This is a genomic window from Paucibacter aquatile, from assembly GCF_002885975.1.
GTDB lineage: Bacteria > Pseudomonadota > Gammaproteobacteria > Burkholderiales > Burkholderiaceae_C > Paucibacter_A > Paucibacter_A aquatilis.
Genome location: NZ_POSP01000004.1, coordinates 60,382 through 78,730 on the forward strand (window position 1 = coordinate 60,382; position 18,349 = coordinate 78,730).

Genomic DNA, 18,349 nt, shown 5'->3' on the forward strand with positions numbered 1-18,349 from the left:
CCTGAGACCGAAGCCTCATGTACCGCGTCTGTCTGGTCGTCATCGCTCGTGATGAGGCGGCGACGATCGCCCGCCTGCTGGACAGCGTCCGGCCCTGGGTCGATGAGATGCTGGTGCTGGACACCGGCTCCAGCGACGCCACGCCGGCCCTGGCCCAGGCGGCAGGCGCGCGCGTGCAGCACTTCGCCTGGTGCGACGATTTTTCCGCGGCTCGCAACGCGGCACTGGACGCCGCGCAAGCGGGCGGGGCGGACTGGCATCTGGTGCTCGATGCCGATGAATGGCTGATCGCCGGTGGCCCGGCCCTGCAGGCTTTGCGCCATCAAGCCCCGGACCATGTCGCCAGCATCGAGCTGGTCGACCATTTTCACGATGGCGCGCAGCGCGAGGCGCACGCCCGGCTGAGCCGCGTCTTGCCAGCTGACGTGCGCTATGCCGGCCGCATCCACGAGCAGCCCCAGCATCAGCTGCCGCTGCGCGCCCTGGCCGTGCAAATCGGCCACGATGGCTATCTGCCCGATCGCCTGCAGGCCAAGCGCGGCCGCAATGAAGCGCTGTTGCGACAGGAGCTGCAGCAGCGCCCGGATGATGCTTACCTTTGGTACCAGCTCGGCAAGGACCAGTCGGTCTACGAGGACTATGCGGCGGCCGAGACCAGCTTTGCCCAGGCGGCGGCCCTGGCGCCGACGCCGCCGGGTTGGTGGATGGACCTGGTCGCGCGGCGGTTGTTCGGCCTCAAGCAGCTCAAGCGCCACGATGCCGGCATGGATTTCGCACAGAGCCAACTGGACGTCTGCGCCGAGTCGCCCGACTTCTTTTTCGCCCTCGGCGACCTTTTGCTCGACTGTGCCGCCGATCTGCCCGAGCAGGCGCCGGCCTTGCTCCCCATGATCGAAGACGCCTGGCGGCGCTGCCTGGAGATCGGTGAGCGACCCGAGCTCAGTGGCGCGGTGGCCGGGCGCGGCAGCCATCTGGCCGCCCACAACCTGGCCCTGGTGCTGGATGGCACCGGCCGCCCGGACGAGGCCCAGGCCTTGCGGCAGCGCTTCGCCCTGGCCGCCTGAGGGCTCGCGAGCCGGCCTTCGAGCTCGCTCTGGATCTGCTGGGTGCGTCCGCAGCTTTTCTGGCGATGGCCGGATGGGCCTGCGGTATCCAATGCTCTGACGCGCACATCCGCGCGCGATTCACAGCGAAGAGCAGCCCCGGCATGAAAACACCCGCCCATCCCCAGGCCCGCCGCATCCAGGCGATGGCGCCGCGTTACATGCAGACCTTTCGTTGTGTGGGGGCTGACTGTGTGGAGAGCTGCTGCGGAAGCTGGAGCATCGCCATCGATGAGCTCACCTACAAACGCTACCAAACGATCCGCATCGAGCCTCTGGCGAGCCAGCTTCGGCACCATGTGCAGCGACATGCCGATCCTGCGTCGGCCCATGGCGCGTACGCCAGCATTTCGCTCAAGATGGACGAAATGTGTCCCATGCTCGACAGCGACCGTCTCTGCAGCATCCAGAAGTCCTTGGGCGCCGAGGCCTTGTCCGGCACCTGCAACGACTACCCGCGCATGTATGTCCATGACGGCCAGCATCTGGGCCTGTGTGCCAGCCTGAGCTGCCCCGAGGCTGCACGCCTTGCGCTCAGCGATGCCTCGGCCCTGGACTTGAGCGAAATCTCGCTGGACATCAATCCCGAACTTGCCCCGGCTTTGCATCGCCGGCGCGACCCCTATCCGTCGGCCGAAGAACCCGATCTGGTGCGCCGTCATGCGCCCATGCTGGCCACGCTCATGGATGCCCTGGTGCGCCTGGATTCACTCACGGCAGAACAGGCCCTGGTGTATGGCGGTCTGCTCTGGCGCCGTATCGCAGCCCTGGGGGAGCCGGGCTCAGCCGCGGCGAGCGATGCGGCGCTGGAGCAGGTGCTTGATCAGTTCTTGCGCCCCGATTCCCTGTCGCGCGCGGCCGAGCTGGTGCAAGGCCTGCCTGTGCCCAAGGAGGCTCAGTTCAGCCTCTTGCTGGGCGCCTGTCAGCGCTTCATGCGCGAGCATGGTGGAAGGGCTTCCTTCCGCGCCCTGATGGATGAGGTCAGCCAGGGCCTGCTGCTGGGCGAGTCCATGGAAGTGTGCCTGGCCCGTTACCAAGATGCCGATCAGCAGGTGCTGCGCCCCTTCCTGGCGCAGCATCCCCATTTGCTCAAGAACTACACGCTCAATGCCTTGCAGGCCGCGGTGTTCCCGCGTCGAGGCACGGCCGAGCTGCAGACGGAGTACATGGATCTGGCCGTTCGCCTTGCCTTGATTCGCTTCTACCTCGTCGGACTCGCGGCCCTGCGTGGCCCGGCTTTTGGGGTGAATGACGTCATCCGTGCGGTCTACGGTGTGGCCCGCAATATCGAGCACAACCGGCGTTTCATGCCGGGTGTGATGCAGCTTCTGCAGGAGCGCGGGGCCCTGCGCCTGGAAGTGCTGGCGACCCTGTTGCTCTGAGCTGAGCTTGCGCCAGGGCAGGGCGCCTGACAGCGTCAAGCTGCCGTCCGCCATGGGCAGGAAAAGCCAGATATTTCACGGTCTGCAGCGGGCTTGTAGGAAGTTGCCTGACAAGGTTCTGGGAAGAACCGGGACTCAAGAGCTGGATTTGGGCTGATGTTGCGGGGCTGATCGGGTCTTCACAATTCGTTTCACGTTGAGACGAATCGCAAACAGACCGGAGTCAGACCATGAACGCAGACCAAATCCTCGCCGAGATCCGTGAAGCCAATCTGAACTACCTGATGCTGGCGCAGAACCTGATCCGCACGGACCGCGAGCAGGCGCTGTACCGCCTGGGCATCTCGGAAGACACGGCCACCCTGATCTCGACGCTGAGCCCGGCGCAGCTGATGAAGATCTCCTCGGGCAACACCTTGCTGTGCCGCTTCCGCATGGACGATGACCTGGTCTGGGGCCTGCTGACCAGCCACAGCAAGACGGCGGCCAACGACGGCGTCGGCCGCCTGCACGCCAGCATCCTGATGGCAGGCCGCCACCAAGAAGCGGCCTGAATGTAGACCCCCGGCTGCGCGGGACCGCGCAGCCACCCCCCGAGGGGGTTCGAATCAAGGCCGGGCAGGGCCCGCCGCTGATTCGCTCCGCGGGGCCGCCCTTCCTTCAAGGAAATAGCGGCCCGGCGCTGCCCCGCAAACACCAACACCAAATTTCGAGAGACTCCATCATGCGCAACAAGAGCATCCTGACCGAAGCCCGCCAGATCGAACGTGCGGTGACCCTGATCAATCTGGGTGCGCGCCTGCAAGTGCTGGAGTCGGAGACGGACCTGTCCTACGAGCGACTGCTGCGCCTGTACAAGGAAGTCTCGGGCAAGAGCCCCAGCAAGGGTCAGCTGCCGTTTTCGACCGACTGGTTCATGACCTGGCAGCCCAATATCCACGCCTCGCTGTTCCTGAACGTGCACGAGTACCTGAACAAGGTGTCGGAGCTGGACGAGATCGACGCGGTGATCAAGGCCTACCAGCTCTACCAGGAGCAGACCCAGGCGCAAGGCCTGGAGGCCATGTTGTCCATCACCCGCGCCTGGCGCCTGGTGAAGTTCATCGACAACGGCATGCTGACCATGACCAAGTGCTCGAGCTGCGGCGGCCACTTCGTGACCCACCCGCACGAGATCGCCCGCCACTATGTCTGCGGCATGTGCAACCCGCCGGCCCGTGCGGGCAAGGGCCGCGCCCAGGGCGCGATCCAGATGCACTGAGCCGCTCTGCAAGCCCCCGCGCCTCGGTCGCTGGCCGTGCTCTGCTGAGTCCTTGCCGACGCTTTCCTCTTCAGCCTTCTTTTCCGCCCCCTCATGCCCTGGATGCGCTGGCCGCTGCCTGCCCTGCTGAGCTGGGGCGCTGCCTGGCTGCTCTTCATGCAGCTGCAGCGTGCGGGGCTCGCCGCTTGGCCGGCCTTGCTGGCCGCCGCGGCGCTGGGTGCCGGCCTGGCCTTCTTCCACAGCGCCCGTTGGCGGCGCCTGATGGTGGCCCTGGGCTTTCCTCTGTCAATTCTTCTGGCCGGCGGTGCGTCCGCTTGGCCGGCTTGGTCCTGGTTGCTGCCCCTGGTCTTGCTGCTGCTGGCTTACCCGCGCCGCAGCTGGGGTGATGCGCCGCTCTTTCCAACCCCCGTGGGTGCCCTGAAGGACTTGCCCGCGCTGGCCCCCCTGGCGCCTGGCGAGGTGGTGCTGGATGCCGGATGTGGCCTCGGTCACGGCCTGCATGAGCTGCGTCGCTGCTACCCGCAGGTGCATCTGCAGGGCATCGAGTGGAGCCCCTTGTTGGCGCGCCTGGCCCGCTGGCTTTGCCCTTGGGCACGGGTCGAGCGTGGCGATATGTGGGCGCAGTCCTGGGCACCGTTCGGCATGGTCTATGTGTTCCAGCGGCCGGAGTCCATGGCCCGGGTCTGGGCCAAAGCCCGTGCGGAGATGCGCCCGGGCAGCTGGCTGGTCAGCCTGGACTTTGAGATCGAGGGGCAGGGCGCCTTGGCCTGTCTGGAGCTGGGTGGCCGGCACCGGGTCTGGCTGTACCAGCTGCCAGGTGCGGTGCGCTGATGCTGTGGTTCTCGGTGAGGCACAGCTGCAGTTTGGGCGGTCAAAACCGGCCAGTTGCATGGAGTGCGCGAAGCAGGCCCCGGGCACACTCAAGCGCATCAAGCTCCGGCCGATAAGGACCGGAGAGCTTTCAAAGAAAACACCATGTTTGTCATCATCGGTTGGGCCGTTTCCATGGCTTGCATCTTCGGCGTCTACATTGCCCACGGCGGCAATATCGGCGTCATTTTGAAAGCCTTGCCGTTTGAAGTGACCACCATTCTGGGGGCCGCCATCGGCGCCTTCCTGGCCAACAACCAGATGAAGGTGGTCAAGGGCGCCGTGGCTGGATTGGGTCAGTGCTTCAAGGGCAGCAAGTTCAGCAAGGCCCGCTATATGGAGCTGCTGGCCCTGATGTACGACATCTTGCAAAAGGCCCGCAAGGAAGGGTTGATGTCGATCGAAAAAGACGTCGAAGACCCGCACAGCTCGCCGCTGTTCCAGAAATACCCCGTGGTCGGCAATGATCACCATGTCACCGAGTTCATTACCGATTACCTGCGCATGATGGTCTCGGGCAATCTCAATGCCCACGAGATCGAGTCGCTGATGGACGCCGAAATCGACACCCACCACGCCGAAGAGCATGCCGCCGTGGCCGCCTTGCAGCGCATCGCGGGCGGCTTGCCGGCTTTCGGCATCGTGGCCGCCGTGCTGGGTGTGGTGAACACCATGGGCTCGGTGGGCCAGCCCCCGGCCGTGCTGGGCGGCATGATCGGCTCCGCCCTGGTCGGTACCTTCCTCGGCATTCTGATGGCCTATGGTTTCGCCGAGCCGTTGGCCGGCCTGCTGGAGCAGAAGGTCGAAGACGCAGGCAAAGAACTGCAATGCATCAAGACCACCTTGCTCGCCAGCATGCAGGGCTACGCCCCGCAGGTGGCCATCGAATTCGGCCGCAAGGTGCTGTACTCGGGCGACCGCCCAACCTTCGCCGAGCTTGAAGCTCATGTGAAGAAGAAGTGAGCTCCATGAGCGGATTGCAGTCTCTCAAGCTTCAAAATATGGCCCTTGGCGTGAGCGGCATGCTGGAGACTTGCCATGGCTGGTGACGCCAAAAAGCTTCAACCCATCATCATCAAGCGCGTCAAAAAGGGCGGCCATGCCGCCCATGGCGGCGCCTGGAAAATTGCCTACGCCGACTTCGTGACGGCCATGATGGCCTTCTTTCTGCTGATGTGGCTGCTCGGCTCCACCACCGAGGGCGACAAGAAAGGCATTGCCGACTACTTTGGCTCACCGCTCAAGGTGGCCATGCAGGGCGGCTCGGGTTCGGGCGATTCCTCCCACATTGTCAAAGGCGGCGGCAAGGACCTGACGCGTGAGTCGGGCCAGGTCAAGGCCGGTGATGTCGAGGCGCGTCAGCGCACCTTCAGCCTGCGTGCGCTCAAGGAAGAGCAGCGCAAGGCCGAGAAGGCCCGGCTGGAAGAGCTCAAGGACAAGGTCGAAGAGGTGCTGGCCAACAACCCGCAACTGGCCTCGCTGGGCGGGCAGATCCGCCTCGACATGACCAAGGAAGGCCTGCGCATCCAAATAGTGGATGAAAACAACCGCCCCATGTTTGACAGCGGCAGCGCAGTTGTGAAACCCTATATGCGGGCCTTGTTGCAGGAGCTCGGCTCCGTGCTCAAGGAAGTGCCCAACCGTTTGACCCTGGAGGGACACACCGATGCTTTGGGATTTGCCGGTGGTGAGCGTGGCTACAGCAACTGGGAGCTGTCGGCCGATCGTGCCAATTCCTCCCGGCGCGAGTTGATCGCCGGCGGCCTGCCGGAATCGCGTACGCTGCGGGTGCAGGGCCTGGCCTCCAGCAAGCTGCTCGACCCCAAGCAACCCGAAAGCCCGATCAATCGCCGCATCAGCATCATCGTGATGAATCGCGATGCCGAGGATGCGGTCTTGAAGAATGTGCCCCCGGAAGAAGACGGCGAAGAGGCTGGCGCTGCAGACCCGCCTGGGGCACCGAAAAACCCCTCAAGTTCCAACCCCAAACCCCGATAAGTCTCTCTAGCCCCTGCGAGGAAAGCCATGAGCACTGACATGAAATTTTTGGTTGTCGACGATTTCTCCACCATGCGCCGCATCGTGCGGGGCCTGCTGAAGGAAATCGGCTACAACAACTGCGAAGAAGCGGAAGACGGGGTCGACGCCCTGAGCAAGCTCAAGCTGGCCAAGTACGACTTCGTCGTCAGTGACATCAATATGCCGAACATGACCGGCTTCGAGTTGCTCAAGGCCATCAAGGAAGATCCCAACCTCAAGCATCTGCCGGTGCTGATGGTGACCGCCGAAGCCCGCAAGGAAGACATCGTGCTGGCCGCCCAGAGTGGTGCCGCCGGCTACATCGTCAAGCCTTTCACCAAGGCCACGCTGGAAGAGAAGGTCGTCAAGATCATGCAGAAACTGGCCGCTTCGGCCTGAGCCCCGGGAGACGACCATGCAGATGGAAGAACTGAGCAAACTCACCAGCGGTACCGATCCGCTGACCGTCTCTCCTGAAGTCTTTCAGCAGATCGGTACCATCACCCGCGTGCTGCACGACACCATGCAGCAACTCGGTGTCATGCCCAAGCTCCAGGTCGCGACCGACGGCCTGCCCGACGCTCGCAGCCGCCTGAGCTACATCGCCACCAAGACGGCCGCCGCCGCCAACAAGGTCTTGAACTCGGTCGACCAGGCCAAGGAAGACCACGCCCACATCACGGCCGCCACCAATGCCATGGCCGCCGCCATCGTGGCCGATCCGGTCAAGGCCGTGGCCAGCGGTGCGGTGCTGAACTTCGTGAAGGAAGTCGAAGACCGCACGGCGCGCATCGACGGCCACTTGACCGACATCATGATGGCCCAGGATTTCCATGACCTGACCGGCCAAGTTGTGGCCAAGGTGGTGACCCTGGCCAATGACCTGGAAGACAGCCTGGTCAAGCTGCTGGTGTCCATCGTCCCGCCCGAGCAGCGCGAGAAGGTCGACCCCAGCATCCTGCAAGGCCCGGTCGTGAACCCCGAGGGCCGCACCGACATCGTCGCCGACCAAGGCGAGGTGGACGATCTGCTGGCCAGCCTGGGCTTCTGAAGCCCTGGGCTTCCAGATTCTCCGGAAAGAAACCCGCTGCGGCGGGTTTTTTGTTGCCTGCGCGAAAGCTGTTGGAAGCAGCGGCAAGCGGCACAGAGCTGCCGTTGACTGTTGGGCTGGTGCCAAGAGGCATCGGGCGAGTGCTTCCGCTCATGTCCTCCGGCCTGTGCTGCGCACAGGCCTCCCCCTTTACTTCGCTTCAGCACTCACCCGACACCCCTTGTCAGTGCGACCGCTCGGCGTTTTCGTCGAAGAAGCAAGGCCTCGCTGGATCGGGACGGCTGGGTGCTCTGCGAAGTGAAGTCAAGGAGGAGACCTCAGCCGCAGGCTGGGGTCGGGGGACATGAACGGAGCAGAGCGCCCAGTCGGTCCGATCAACAAGCAACCCAAGGGCTGCTTCGTGCCGCAAGCCGCCCCAACGCAGCCGCCTCTGGCCCCGGGCAACTTGCCTCACCATGGGCGCAGTGAAAGCGAGCTTTCCCCGGCCTTTTCTGGCTTAAGTTTTCCGGCCTGCCGCGAACAATGGCGACACGGGCGATCTGCATGCCCGTCCACTCGCATTTGCCATGGCCGACCAAGACGCTCAGGACCGAAATTTACCGGCCTCAGCCCGCAAGATCCAACGATCACGGGAAGAGGGCCAGCTGCCGCGCTCGCGTGATCTGGCGCATTTCGCCATGATGGCGGCCGGCGGTGCGATCCTGGCGTTCGGTGGCCCGGGCATCACCAGCTCCCTGCAGCGCATGCTGGAAGGCGCTTTGCAATTCGACGCGCGCCAGCTCTCGCGCGGCGACTTCATGGCCTTGCGTCTGACCGAGCTGACCCTGCAGTTCTGCACCCTGATGCTGCCCATCTGCCTGGGTCTGCTGGTGGTGGCGATCGGCAGCAACCTCGCGCTCGGTGGCTGGAACTGGACCATGAAGCCGCTGCAGCCCAAGTTCTCCCACCTCAATCCCATCAGTGGAATTGGCCGCTTGTTCAGCGGCCAGGGCCTGGGTCAGGCGCTCAAGGCCGTGCTCCTGGCCGTGGTGCTGGGCACCGTGGGCGCCCTGGTGCTGAAGGACCGGATCGCCGCCTACATCGGCATCATGAGCATTCCGCTGCCGGCGGCTCTGGCCTATGCCGGCCAGCAGCTGATGAGCGGGCTGACCCTGCTGGGCGTGGCCCTGGCCTTGTTCGCGGCCATCGATGTGCCGCTGCAGCGCCAGCTCTACCTGCGCCGCATTCGCATGACGCGCGAAGAAGCCAAGCAGGAAATGAAAGAGGTCGAGGGCAATATGGAGATCAAGGCCCGCATGCGGGCCAAGATGCGCGAGATGGCCAAGCGCCGCATGCTGGCTGCCGTGCCCACCGCCGACCTGGTGGTGATGAACCCGACCCACTACGCCGTCGCGCTCAAGTACGACGACGCCAGCATGGCCGCACCCAAGGTGGTGGCCAAGGGCGCCGACCTGCTGGCCATGAAGATCCGTGATCTGGCCAAGGATTCCAAAGTGCCGGTGCTGCAGTCGCCGGTCTTGGCGCGGGCCCTGTACGCCCATGCCGAGGTGGACCGCGAGATCCCGGCCGCCCTGTTCGGTGCGGTCGCCCAGGTGCTGGCCTACATCTACCAGCTGCGCGCCGCCATGGCCGGCCGAGGCCAGACGCCTGAGCAACCGACCCCGCAGGTGCCGCCAGAGCTGGACCCGCACAACAAACCCCATTTCCGCAGCGCGACCGATCTCGACGGTTTGGAGGATGACGAAGAATGAACCCGCTGATCGCCAATCTGCAAGCCCTGCTGGGCCCGCGCGCCGCCGTGCTGAGCGCGCTGGGCGCGCCGGTGGCGGTGATCCTGGTGCTGGGCATGATGGTGCTGCCGCTGCCGCCGTTCGCCCTGGATCTGATGTTCACCTTCAACATCGCCATGGCGGTGATGGTGATGATGGTGGCGGCCAATATGGTCAAGCCGCTGGACTTTGCGGCCTTCCCGACCGTGCTGCTGCTGACCACCTTGCTGCGCCTGTCGCTGAACGTGGCCTCCACCCGCGTGGTGCTGATGGAAGGCCACACCGGCACCGGCGCGGCCGGCAAGGTGATCGAGGCCTTCGGCCATTTCCTGATCGGCGGCAACTTCGCGGTCGGCCTGATCGTCTTTGCCATCCTGGTGGTGATCAACTTCATCGTGGTCACCAAGGGTGCCGAGCGGATCGCTGAAGTCGGCGCGCGCTTCTCCTTGGATGCCATGCCCGGCAAGCAGATGGCGGTGGACGCCGACCTGAATGCCGGCCTGATCAACGAGGCCGAGGCCAAGCGCCGCCGCGCCGAGCTCGGCGACGAGGCCGATTTCTTTGGCTCCATGGACGGTGCCAGCAAGTTCGTCCGCGGCGACGCGGTCGCCGGCATGCTGATCCTGGCCATCAACATCGTCGGTGGCTTCATCATCGGCGTCGCCCAACATGGCCTGTCGGCCAGCCAGGCGGCGGATTCCTACATCCTGCTGGCCGTCGGTGACGCGCTGGTGGCCCAGGTGCCGGCCCTGCTGATCTCGGTGGCCGCGGCCATGGTGGTGTCGCGCGTCGGCACCGAGAAAGACATCGGCAGCCAGATCGGCCGCCAGGTGTTCGGTTCGGCCAAGTCCCTGGCCATCACCGCCGGTGTGATCGGCATGCTGGGCCTGATCCCGGGCATGCCCCATGTGGTCTTCCTGCTGATCGCCAGCACCCTGGGCTACCTGGCCTGGTGGCTGCGTACCCGCGACCAGGCGGCGCAGAAAGCCGCCGAGATCAAGCCCAAGGACAACGCTGCCGCGGCCGCCGAGCCCAATGGCGAAGCGACCTGGGACGACCTCATCCCGGTCGACACCCTGGGCCTGGAGGTGGGCTACCGCCTGATCAGCCTGGTCGACAAGAGCCGTGAGGGCGATCTGCTCAGCCGCATCAAGGGCGTGCGGCGCAAGTTTGCGCAGGAGGTGGGCTTCCTGCCGCCGGCCGTGCACATCCGCGACAACCTGGAGCTGCGCCCCAGCCAGTACCGCCTGAGCCTGCGCGGCGCCGTGGTGGGCGAGGCCGAGGCCTTCCCGGGCATGTGGCTGGCCATCAACCCGGGCCAGGCCACCCAGAAACTGATCGGCACCCAGACCACCGATCCGGCCTTCGGCCTGCCCGCCGTCTGGATCGACGACCGCCAGAAAGATATGGCGCAAATGGCCGGATTTACCGTGGTTGATTGCTCGACCGTGGTGGCCACCCATCTTTCACACTTGATGCAGGTTCACGCGGCCAAGCTGCTGGGCCGAGTCGAGACCCAGGCCCTGGTTGAACACCTGACCAAGCAGGCGCCGCAACTGATCGAAGATGTGATTCCCAAAATGCTAGGCATCGCCAATCTGCAACGTGTCCTCCAGCTCCTGCTGGAAGAGGGCGTGCACATCCGCGATATGCGCTCCATCGTCGAGTCCATCGCCGAGAACGCCGCCCAGATCAGCGATCCGGCCGAGCTGGCCCGCCGCATCCGCACCCACATCGCCCCGGCCATCGTTCAACAGATCTACGGCCCGGTGAAGGAGCTGGATGTGATCGCCCTCGAGCCCGAGCTGGAGCGCCTGGTCACGCAAGCCCTGAATTCCCCCAACGGCGCCGCCCTGGACCCTGGTGTCGCCGACACCCTGGCCCGCAGCGCCGCCGAAACCTCACAAGCCCAGGAAGACCGCGGCGTGCCCGCCTGCCTGCTGGTGCCCGATCTGATCCGCGCCCCCATGGCCCGCCTGCTGCGCCGTGCCGCACCGCGCCTCAAGGTGCTGGGCCACAGCGAAATTCCTGAAACCCACTCCATCCGTATCGGTTCCATCATCGGAGGCACAGCATGAATGTGAAACGCTTCACCGCCCGCACATCACGCGAAGCCATGGCCCTGGTCCGCAAGGCCTTTGGTGATGATGCCGTCGTCCTGTCCAACAAGCCCTGCCCGGAAGGTGTGGAAGTGCTGGCCATGGCGCCGGAAGGCATGTCGCAGATCGAGCGCGTGGCCGCCACCGCGCCGCGCGTGGCCTCGCCCGGCCGCCTGCAGGCCCAGCCGGGTCGCCCGGCCGCCGGCGCGCCCGTGGTCAACCCTTCGGCCAAGAGCTTTGCCGCCCGCACCGGCCAGCGCAGCGAACCCAGCTTTGGCTACAACGACCCCGCCAGCGGCTACGGCGGCGAGGTGGCTGACGATGTCCAGACCCTGGCCATGAGCACCTTGTCCTTCCAGGACTATGTGCGCGAGCGCGTCCTCAAGCGCCGCCAGGCCGAGCTGGAAGGTGCGCCCGATCCCATCTACGCCCAGCAGGCCGAAGCGCCGGCGGTCGCGGCTGACCATCCCGGCGTCAGCTCCCTCAATGCCGTGCGCCAGCAGCGCGCTCAGGCCGCCTTGCAAGCCATGCAGCCGCGCCGCCCGGAGTCGCAGCCCGCGCCTGCTCAAGCGGCGCAGCCGGCTCGCCGCGCCGTGCCGGTGCCGCCCTCGCCGCCGGTGCTGCGCGACGAGATACGCATGCCGGCCACCAGCCTGACAGCCGAGTTGCCCGATCTGCCCGGCCGCGGCCGTCGCGACCAGCAGGACATGATGAACGAGCTGCGTCAGGTCAAGGGCCTGATCGAAGAGCGCTTCGGCGCCCTGGCTTTCATGGAAAAGCTGCAGCGCCAGCCCATCCAGGCCCGCCTGACCCAAAAGCTGCTGGAGCTGGGCTTCTCGCCCGCCTTGGTGCGCAAGCTGGTTGAAGGCTGCCCCAATGAGTTCAAGGGCGCGCAGGCCGCCAAGGGTGAGCCGGCTGATGAAACCCAGTGGGCCGCCAATGTGCTGTCCCGCAATCTGCACACCGATGAAAACAGCCCGGCGCTGGAAGAGCAGGGCGGCGTGTTCGCCCTGATCGGCTCCACCGGCGTGGGCAAGACCACGACCACGGCCAAGATCGCCGCCGCCTTTGCCACCCGCTTCGGCGCCGCCCACCTGGGCCTGATCACGCTGGACGCCTACCGGGTCGGCGCTCACGAGCAGCTGCGCGCCTACGGCCGCATCCTCGGCGTGCCGGTGCACACCGCCCACGACCGCGCTTCGCTGGAAGACCTGCTGGAGCTGCTCTCGGCCAAGAAGATGGTCCTGATCGACACGGCCGGCATGGCCCAGCGCGACAGCCGTACCCACGAGCTGCTCGAGATGCTGGCCCATCCCAGCGTGCGCAAGATCCTGGTGGTCAACGCCGCCCAGCAGGGCGAGACCATCGAAGACGTGGTCAACGCCTGGGGCGCCAAGGACTGCCACGGCCTGGTGCTGTCCAAGATCGACGAGGCCGTCAAGCTGGCCCCGGCCCTGGACACCCTGATCCGCCACAAGCTGACCGTGCTGGGCGTGACCAACGGCCAGCGCGTGCCGGAAGACTGGCACCGCCTGTCAAGCCAGGCCCTGGTGCAGCGCGCCCTGCGCAGCACCGCCGCCGGCGCCTGGCGCATGGACAGCGCCGATGTGAACCTGATTTTTGCCGGGGGGCCCGCGCTTGGCTCCCAACACCCGGCCGCCATGGGCATGTTTTAAGCCCGGATGCTGAAGCCACACGAGACCCCACTCATCATGCGCGACGCTCACACCTCTGCTTCATCCCACGCCCCGCAGGACCAGGCCCATGGCCTGCGCCGCCTGTTCGCCAGCTCGCGGGTGCGCTTCATCCCGGTCGTCAGCAACCCCCATGTGGTGGGCGGCGGCGTGCTGCTGGAAGGCCTGTGCGCGGCCTTCGCCGAGCTGGGCCTGCACACCCTGGTGGTCGATGCCGGTGAGAGCTCGCCCAAGCCTTCGGAGCTGGCGAGTGTGGACCTGGCCTCCTGCGTAGAAAGCCTGTCCAAGGATGTGTCCTATCTGGCCGCGCGTGGCCTGCCCATGCGCTACATCAACGCCAACGGCTCGGCCGCCCAGTTCCTGGAAGCCGTGACCGATGCCGCCCCCTTCGCCGATGTCGTGCTGCTGCACGCCAGCGCGGCCGAACTGGCCCGTGTGGTCGCCCTGCGCGAGGTGCGCCCGGTGCTGCTGGCCGACACCGACAGCATGAGCGTCACCCATGCCTACGCCGGCATGAAATGGCTGGCCAGCCGCGCCGGCCTGATGGTCTACAGCCTGCTGCTGGCCAGCTCGCCGCAGCTGCGCCTCTCGGATCGCATTGCCCAGCAGATCAGCTCCTGCGCCGATGGTTTCCTCGGTGCCGTGCTGCGCGACTGGGCCTGCCTGGACCCCAAGACACCGCCGACGGCACCGGTCTCCCCGGAGATCCGCCATCTGGCCCGTGAGCTGCTGCTGGCCGCCCCGCCGGGAGCCGCGCTGGAAGCCTCGGTCAACGCCAGCCCGCTGCGCCCGCCCGTGCGCATGATGGGTGCAGGGCGCCCGGCCATGGCAGCCACTCTTTGATTGACGCAGGAGCTGATGATGTACACCGCCAAAGGCCGCCTCGATAACTCCTCGCTGATCAAGCAATACAGCCCGCTGGTGCGACGTCTGGCGCACCAGATGATCGCCAAGCTGCCCGCCAATATCGAGATCGACGACCTGATCCAGGTCGGCCTGATCGGCCTGACCGACGCGCTCTCGCGCTTCGATGTCGGCCAGGGCGTGCAGTTCGAGACCTTTGCCACCCAGCGCATCCGCGGCGCCATGCTTGACGAGCTGCGCGGCGGCGACTGGATGAGCCGTGGCACCCGCCGCCAGCAGCGCGAGATCGAAGGCGCCGTGCGCAAGCTCGAGCAAGAGCTGGGCCGTGCCCCGGTCGAAAGCGAGATCGCCGCCGAGATGAAGATCCCCCTGGCCGAGTACCAGGACCTGCTCGGCAAGGTGCGTGGCACCCAACTGGTCTATCTGGAAGACATGTCGGGCGACGAAGGCGACGAGGACTTCCTCGACCGCCATGTGGCCGACCACAGCAACAACCCCATGTTGAAGCTGCAGGACCATCGCATGCGCGAGGCCCTGGTCGCCGCCATCAAGAACCTGCCCGAGCGCGAGCAGTACATGATGAGCATGTACTACGAGCACGACATGAACCTCAAGGAAATTGCGGTCGTGCTCAAGGTCACCGAATCGCGCGTCTGCCAGCTGCACAGCCAGGCCATCGCCCGCCTGCGTGTCAAGCTGCGCGACTGGTAAGCCCCGCTGCCGTAATTTCAGATCCAAGCGGCGCCCAGCTCTTGCTGCTACCCTTCCGGGTGGTCAGGCTCGGTCTCGGAGCCGGCCGCGACTCTAGGGAGGAGACGCCATGTTCTTTGGCTCCAAGCGCCAATCCGCCACCCGATCGAGCGTGCCCATCGCGCACCACGAATCAGCTGCGGGCGCCGCGGCGCCCAGCACCCAGGCGCTGACCCAGCTGCTGGGTAGCCTGTCCCGTTCGGTCTCCCATGTCGGCCGCGATGCCGCCGAGGTGCGCGGGGTACTGGATGACACACAGAAAGTTGTCGATGCCCAGGCCCAGGCCATGGCCGCTCTGTCGGGCGAGCTGGGCCAGGTGCGCCAGGCCCAGCAAGGCATCAGCCGGGCCAGCGAACAAAGCCGTCAGGCCGTGCAGCGCGCCCGCCAGGCCTTGTCCGGCGTGGGCGATGAGGTGGGCGGCATCGTCCAGACCCTGCACGAGGTCGCTGACGCGGCCTCGGACATCAGCAAGATCGCCCTGCAGACCCGTCTCGTTGCGTTCAATGCCTCGGTCGAAGCCAAGCGCGCTGGCGAAGCCGGCCTGGGCTTTGGCGTGGTGGCCGATGCGGTCAAGGACCTGGCCGGCAAGGTCGACGGTTCGTCCAAGGCCATCATGAGCACGCTGTCGGCCCTCGACGCCCGCATCGAACGCTTCAGCATCGAGCTGCGCAGCGCCAGCGGCGGCCTGGCCCAGCAAAGCGCCATCCACCAGGCCTTTGCCGCGGTGGAGCAGGATGTGCTGCACATCGCCGATGCCGCCCGCCAGAGCGAGCAAATCAGTGCCTCGCTCGGCGCCCGCGCGGACGAGTTGGCGGCCGACATCCAGCAGGCGCGCGGCAGCCTGCAGGTGGCCACCGCCTGCAGCGATCGATTCTTGAAGCTCTCGGAAGAGCTGATCGAGCAGATTGCCGGCTCCGGCGTCGAGGTCGAGGATGCCCGCTTCATCGCCGCCGCCCAGCAGGCCGCGGCCCGCATCAGCGCCCTGCTGGAGGAGGCCGTGGCCCGCCGTCAGATCAGCATGGCTCAGCTCTTTGATGAACGCTATCGGCCTCTGGCAGGCAGCGATCCGGCTCAGCATCTGACCGACTTTGTCGAGCTCACGGACCGCCTGTTCCCGGCCGTGCAGGAGCCCGTGCTGCAGCTCGACGACAAGATCGTGTTCTGCATTGCCGTGGATCGCAACGGTTATGTGCCCACCCACAACAAGAAGTACTGCCAGCCTCAACGCCCGGGTGATGTGGTGTGGAACAGCGCCAACAGCCGCTATCGCCGCATCTTCAATGACCGCACCGGCCTGGCTTCGGCGCGCAACCAGCGGCCGTTTCTGCTGCAGACCTACCGGCGTGATATGGGCGGCGGCCGCTTTGTGCTGCTGAAGGAGGCCTCAGCGCCCATCACCGTGCAGGGGCGGCATTGGGGCGGTTTGCGTCTGGCCTTCGGCTTTTGAAGCCTTGGCGCGCTCTGAGCATCAGAGTTGCCAGCAAAAGCCAGCGAAGCGGTTCTGGCCAGGCGGACCGGAGCAGACAGTACGCTCAGTACGGCAAGCCGGGCCAACGACGCCAGAAGGATTTTGATGGCGACGCTCAGGGAGCCACGCAGGCGCGGTTCTTGCCGGTGTGCTTGGCCTCGTACAGCGCCACATCGGCGCGGTCCAGCGCCGCTTCCAGGGTTTCGCCCGGCCGGTACAGGGTCACGCCGGCCGAGAAGGTGACGAACACATCCTTGCCTTCGTGCATGAAGAGGCTGGCCGACAAGGCGCGCTGCAGGCGCTGCAGCACCGCCTGCGCTTCCACCACCGGCGTGCTGGGCAGCATGAGCACGAACTCTTCGCCGCCGTAGCGCGCCACCAGGTCACCCGGACGCAGGTGCTGTGACACCCGCTCCGCCAGGGACTTGAGCGCCACATCGCCGGCACCATGGCCCAGGGTGTCGTTGAGCTTCTTGAAATTGTCGATGTCCAGCAGGGCCAGGGCGATCAGGGCGTTGTCGCCGGTCTCGCGCTCGGCCTTGGCCTGCTCGACCGCGAAGGCGGCCAGCAGGCCGCGGCGGTTGGCGATCTGGGTCAGCTGGTCGGTCTGCACCTCGTTGGAGAGGCGCTGCAACTCGCCCTCGAGCTCGGCGACTTTGGCACTGAGGCTGCTGGCGCGGTCGTGCTCCAGGGTCAGGCGTTCCTGGGTTTGCTTGACCAGGGATTGCACACTGCGGCTTTCTTCCACCATCTCGCGCACCACGCCGGTCAGGCTTTCCAGTGAATCGGCTTTCTCGATCACCTCGGCATAGCGGCCGACGCTGTTCTGGAAACGATCGGTGTGCTGGCCCAGTTCGCCCAGCTCGGCCAGCATCTGGTGGATCAGCGCTTTCAGGGAATCGCGCGCGCGGCTGCGTTCTTCGCGCAGGGCGCGCTGGCGCTCGCGCGTGCCGCCCAGCATCTCGGTGACCGAGCGCACGCCGCGGCCGCTCAGGCCCTGCTCCAGGGTCTGGTTCATGGCCTCGCACTGGCCCTTGGCCCAGGAATCGTCCTCGGCCAGGTCGACCAGGCTGGCGCTCAACTCGCGGCACAGCTCGCCCAGCTCGCCGAAGAGATGCTGGCGGTGGTCCAGCAGATGGCGGGCGCGCTGGCACAAGGCCTCGATCAAGGCCGCCTTCTCGGGCGTGGGGCCGCCGGCCAGCAGGTCCAGATGGGCGGCGTCGAGCTGACGCATCAGCTCATCGGCATAGCCTTCGGGGCTCTTCAGTGCATGCTGGACGGTGCCGTGCAAGCTGGTCTCGATGCCCGGCCAGGGGCTGCTCAGACCGGCACCGGCGGCACGGAAAGTCAGTGGGGCCGAGCCCTCGCCGCCGGCGGTCAGCTCGCTGTCGGCCGCCTCCACCGTGCTGGGCGCGAAGTCTTCTTCGGCAAAAAACTGGCTCGGCGTGCCACCGGGCTCTTCCGATGTGGCGATGCTGGCATCGGCGACATCGCCGTCCCAGCTGTTGACCAACTGGTCCAGGCGTTTGAGCAGGCGCTGGCCGTCGCTGCGGTTGTTTTCCAGCACGCGCTGCAGGCCGTCTTTCTTGCGCGCGACGGTCCATTGCCGGCCGCCGCGTTCCAGGCCGCGCACCAGGCGCTCCAGGGTTTGGGCCATGGCTTCACCTTGGGCGCTGGGACCCTCGCTGCGCTGCAGGCGTTCGAGCTCGCGCAGGGCTTCATCCCAGCGCGACTCGCGCACGCAGACCTGCAGCTCCAGCCGCGCCTGCGCGTTGCTGACGCCCATGCTCAGCAGCTTGGCCAGCAGGGCCTGGGCGCGCTCGGGCAGGGCGGCGGGCGTGGCCTCGACGCCGGATTCCATGGCGTAGGCACGGGCGTAGTTTTCCGGCGTCGGCTCCAGCTGCGCCTGGGCCAGGCGCAGCAGCGCTGCCTTGGCGATCTGGGCCGGCGGCGTGGCGCCCGGCTTGCGGGCGGAGTTGGCGGGCAGAGGCGTGGGGCGGCGAGATTCGTCCATCGGTG

16 protein-coding genes are annotated in these 18,349 nt (G+C 66.3%); 15 read left to right on the forward strand and 1 reads right to left on the reverse strand.

All coding sequences use genetic code 11. From position 1 onward, the window contains the following. Nucleotides 1-17: 17 nt before the first annotated feature. The 15 genes from C1O66_RS19955 (at nucleotide 18) to C1O66_RS20025 (ending at nucleotide 16,309) form a co-directional block, all read left to right on the forward strand. Nucleotides 18-1,064 (forward strand): glycosyltransferase, encoded by a 1,047-nt coding sequence (locus C1O66_RS19955; protein WP_102769798.1) that lies wholly within the window; start codon nucleotides 18-20, stop codon nucleotides 1,062-1,064. Between the two features lie 143 nt (nucleotides 1,065-1,207). Further along, the gene (gene fliB / locus C1O66_RS19960; protein WP_102769799.1) at nucleotides 1,208-2,485 is read left to right on the forward strand and encodes a flagellin lysine-N-methylase; all 1,278 of its coding nucleotides are present in this window, start codon (nucleotides 1,208-1,210) and stop codon (nucleotides 2,483-2,485) included. 230 nt (nucleotides 2,486-2,715) lie between these two features. After that, nucleotides 2,716-3,039, forward strand: a complete 324-nt coding sequence (gene flhD, locus C1O66_RS19965) for a flagellar transcriptional regulator FlhD (protein ID WP_102769796.1) — start codon at nucleotides 2,716-2,718, stop codon at nucleotides 3,037-3,039. A gap of 170 nt (nucleotides 3,040-3,209) precedes the next feature. Continuing rightward, nucleotides 3,210-3,746 carry a flagellar transcriptional regulator FlhC gene (gene flhC, locus C1O66_RS19970; protein WP_102769797.1) on the forward strand — a complete coding sequence of 179 codons (537 nt, stop codon included), beginning with the start codon at nucleotides 3,210-3,212 and terminating at the stop codon, nucleotides 3,744-3,746. A 93-nt stretch (nucleotides 3,747-3,839) separates the two neighbouring features. Then, nucleotides 3,840-4,577 (forward strand): class I SAM-dependent methyltransferase, encoded by a 738-nt coding sequence (locus C1O66_RS19975; RefSeq protein ID WP_102769800.1) that lies wholly within the window; start codon nucleotides 3,840-3,842, stop codon nucleotides 4,575-4,577. A 144-nt stretch (nucleotides 4,578-4,721) separates the two neighbouring features. Further along, nucleotides 4,722-5,579 carry a flagellar motor stator protein MotA gene (gene motA, locus C1O66_RS19980; protein WP_102769801.1) on the forward strand — a complete coding sequence of 286 codons (858 nt, stop codon included), beginning with the start codon at nucleotides 4,722-4,724 and terminating at the stop codon, nucleotides 5,577-5,579. A gap of 75 nt (nucleotides 5,580-5,654) precedes the next feature. Beyond that, on the forward strand, nucleotides 5,655-6,614 hold the full coding sequence (gene motB, locus C1O66_RS19985) for a flagellar motor protein MotB (protein WP_102769802.1): 960 nt from the start codon (nucleotides 5,655-5,657) through the stop codon (nucleotides 6,612-6,614). Between the two features lie 27 nt (nucleotides 6,615-6,641). After that, entirely contained in the window at nucleotides 6,642-7,034 is a 393-nt protein-coding gene (gene cheY, locus C1O66_RS19990) for a chemotaxis response regulator CheY (RefSeq protein WP_102769803.1), read from the forward strand. 16 nt (nucleotides 7,035-7,050) lie between these two features. Continuing rightward, nucleotides 7,051-7,686 carry a protein phosphatase CheZ gene (locus tag C1O66_RS19995; protein ID WP_102769804.1) on the forward strand — a complete coding sequence of 212 codons (636 nt, stop codon included), beginning with the start codon at nucleotides 7,051-7,053 and terminating at the stop codon, nucleotides 7,684-7,686. A gap of 566 nt (nucleotides 7,687-8,252) precedes the next feature. Further along, entirely contained in the window at nucleotides 8,253-9,437 is a 1,185-nt protein-coding gene (flhB, locus tag C1O66_RS20000; protein ID WP_102769805.1) for a flagellar biosynthesis protein FlhB, read from the forward strand. After that, complete coding sequence (flhA, locus tag C1O66_RS20005) at nucleotides 9,434-11,533, forward strand: flagellar biosynthesis protein FlhA (RefSeq protein ID WP_102769806.1); 2,100 nt, start codon at nucleotides 9,434-9,436, stop codon at nucleotides 11,531-11,533. The genes flhB and flhA overlap by 4 nt, the downstream gene beginning before the upstream one ends. Beyond that, nucleotides 11,530-13,230 carry a flagellar biosynthesis protein FlhF gene (flhF, locus tag C1O66_RS20010; protein WP_102769807.1) on the forward strand — a complete coding sequence of 567 codons (1,701 nt, stop codon included), beginning with the start codon at nucleotides 11,530-11,532 and terminating at the stop codon, nucleotides 13,228-13,230. The genes flhA and flhF overlap by 4 nt, the downstream gene beginning before the upstream one ends. 36 nt (nucleotides 13,231-13,266) lie before the next feature. Then, nucleotides 13,267-14,091, forward strand: a complete 825-nt coding sequence (locus tag C1O66_RS20015; protein WP_207796041.1) for a MinD/ParA family ATP-binding protein — start codon at nucleotides 13,267-13,269, stop codon at nucleotides 14,089-14,091. Between the two features lie 18 nt (nucleotides 14,092-14,109). Beyond that, the gene (locus tag C1O66_RS20020) at nucleotides 14,110-14,823 is read left to right on the forward strand and encodes an RNA polymerase sigma factor FliA (RefSeq protein ID WP_102770387.1); all 714 of its coding nucleotides are present in this window, start codon (nucleotides 14,110-14,112) and stop codon (nucleotides 14,821-14,823) included. A 109-nt stretch (nucleotides 14,824-14,932) separates the two neighbouring features. Beyond that, entirely contained in the window at nucleotides 14,933-16,309 is a 1,377-nt protein-coding gene (locus tag C1O66_RS20025; RefSeq protein WP_102769808.1) for a methyl-accepting chemotaxis protein, read from the forward strand. A 136-nt stretch (nucleotides 16,310-16,445) separates the two neighbouring features. On the opposite strand, the gene C1O66_RS20030 is transcribed toward C1O66_RS20025, so the two are convergent. Continuing rightward, on the reverse strand, nucleotides 16,446-18,344 hold the full coding sequence (locus C1O66_RS20030; RefSeq protein ID WP_102769809.1) for a diguanylate cyclase domain-containing protein: 1,899 nt from the start codon (nucleotides 18,342-18,344) through the stop codon (nucleotides 16,446-16,448). Nucleotides 18,345-18,349: the final 5 nt, after the last annotated feature.

Bases quoted from the DNA above. Each gene is read 5' to 3' on its own strand.
- C1O66_RS19955 (WP_102769798.1), top strand. From the start codon at position 18: ATGTACCGCGTCTGTCTGGTCGTCATCGCTCGTGATGAGGCGGCGACG.
- fliB (WP_102769799.1), top strand. From the start codon at position 1,208: ATGAAAACACCCGCCCATCCCCAGGCCCGCCGCATCCAGGCGATGGCG.
- flhD (WP_102769796.1), top strand. From the start codon at position 2,716: ATGAACGCAGACCAAATCCTCGCCGAGATCCGTGAAGCCAATCTGAAC.
- flhC (WP_102769797.1), top strand. From the start codon at position 3,210: ATGCGCAACAAGAGCATCCTGACCGAAGCCCGCCAGATCGAACGTGCG.
- C1O66_RS19975 (WP_102769800.1), top strand. From the start codon at position 3,840: ATGCCCTGGATGCGCTGGCCGCTGCCTGCCCTGCTGAGCTGGGGCGCT.
- motA (WP_102769801.1), top strand. From the start codon at position 4,722: ATGTTTGTCATCATCGGTTGGGCCGTTTCCATGGCTTGCATCTTCGGC.
- motB (WP_102769802.1), top strand. From the start codon at position 5,655: ATGGCTGGTGACGCCAAAAAGCTTCAACCCATCATCATCAAGCGCGTC.
- cheY (WP_102769803.1), top strand. From the start codon at position 6,642: ATGAGCACTGACATGAAATTTTTGGTTGTCGACGATTTCTCCACCATG.
- C1O66_RS19995 (WP_102769804.1), top strand. From the start codon at position 7,051: ATGCAGATGGAAGAACTGAGCAAACTCACCAGCGGTACCGATCCGCTG.
- flhB (WP_102769805.1), top strand. From the start codon at position 8,253: ATGGCCGACCAAGACGCTCAGGACCGAAATTTACCGGCCTCAGCCCGC.
- flhA (WP_102769806.1), top strand. From the start codon at position 9,434: ATGAACCCGCTGATCGCCAATCTGCAAGCCCTGCTGGGCCCGCGCGCC.
- flhF (WP_102769807.1), top strand. From the start codon at position 11,530: ATGAATGTGAAACGCTTCACCGCCCGCACATCACGCGAAGCCATGGCC.
- C1O66_RS20015 (WP_207796041.1), top strand. From the start codon at position 13,267: ATGCGCGACGCTCACACCTCTGCTTCATCCCACGCCCCGCAGGACCAG.
- C1O66_RS20020 (WP_102770387.1), top strand. From the start codon at position 14,110: ATGTACACCGCCAAAGGCCGCCTCGATAACTCCTCGCTGATCAAGCAA.
- C1O66_RS20025 (WP_102769808.1), top strand. From the start codon at position 14,933: ATGTTCTTTGGCTCCAAGCGCCAATCCGCCACCCGATCGAGCGTGCCC.
- C1O66_RS20030 (WP_102769809.1), bottom strand. From the start codon at position 18,344: ATGGACGAATCTCGCCGCCCCACGCCTCTGCCCGCCAACTCCGCCCGC.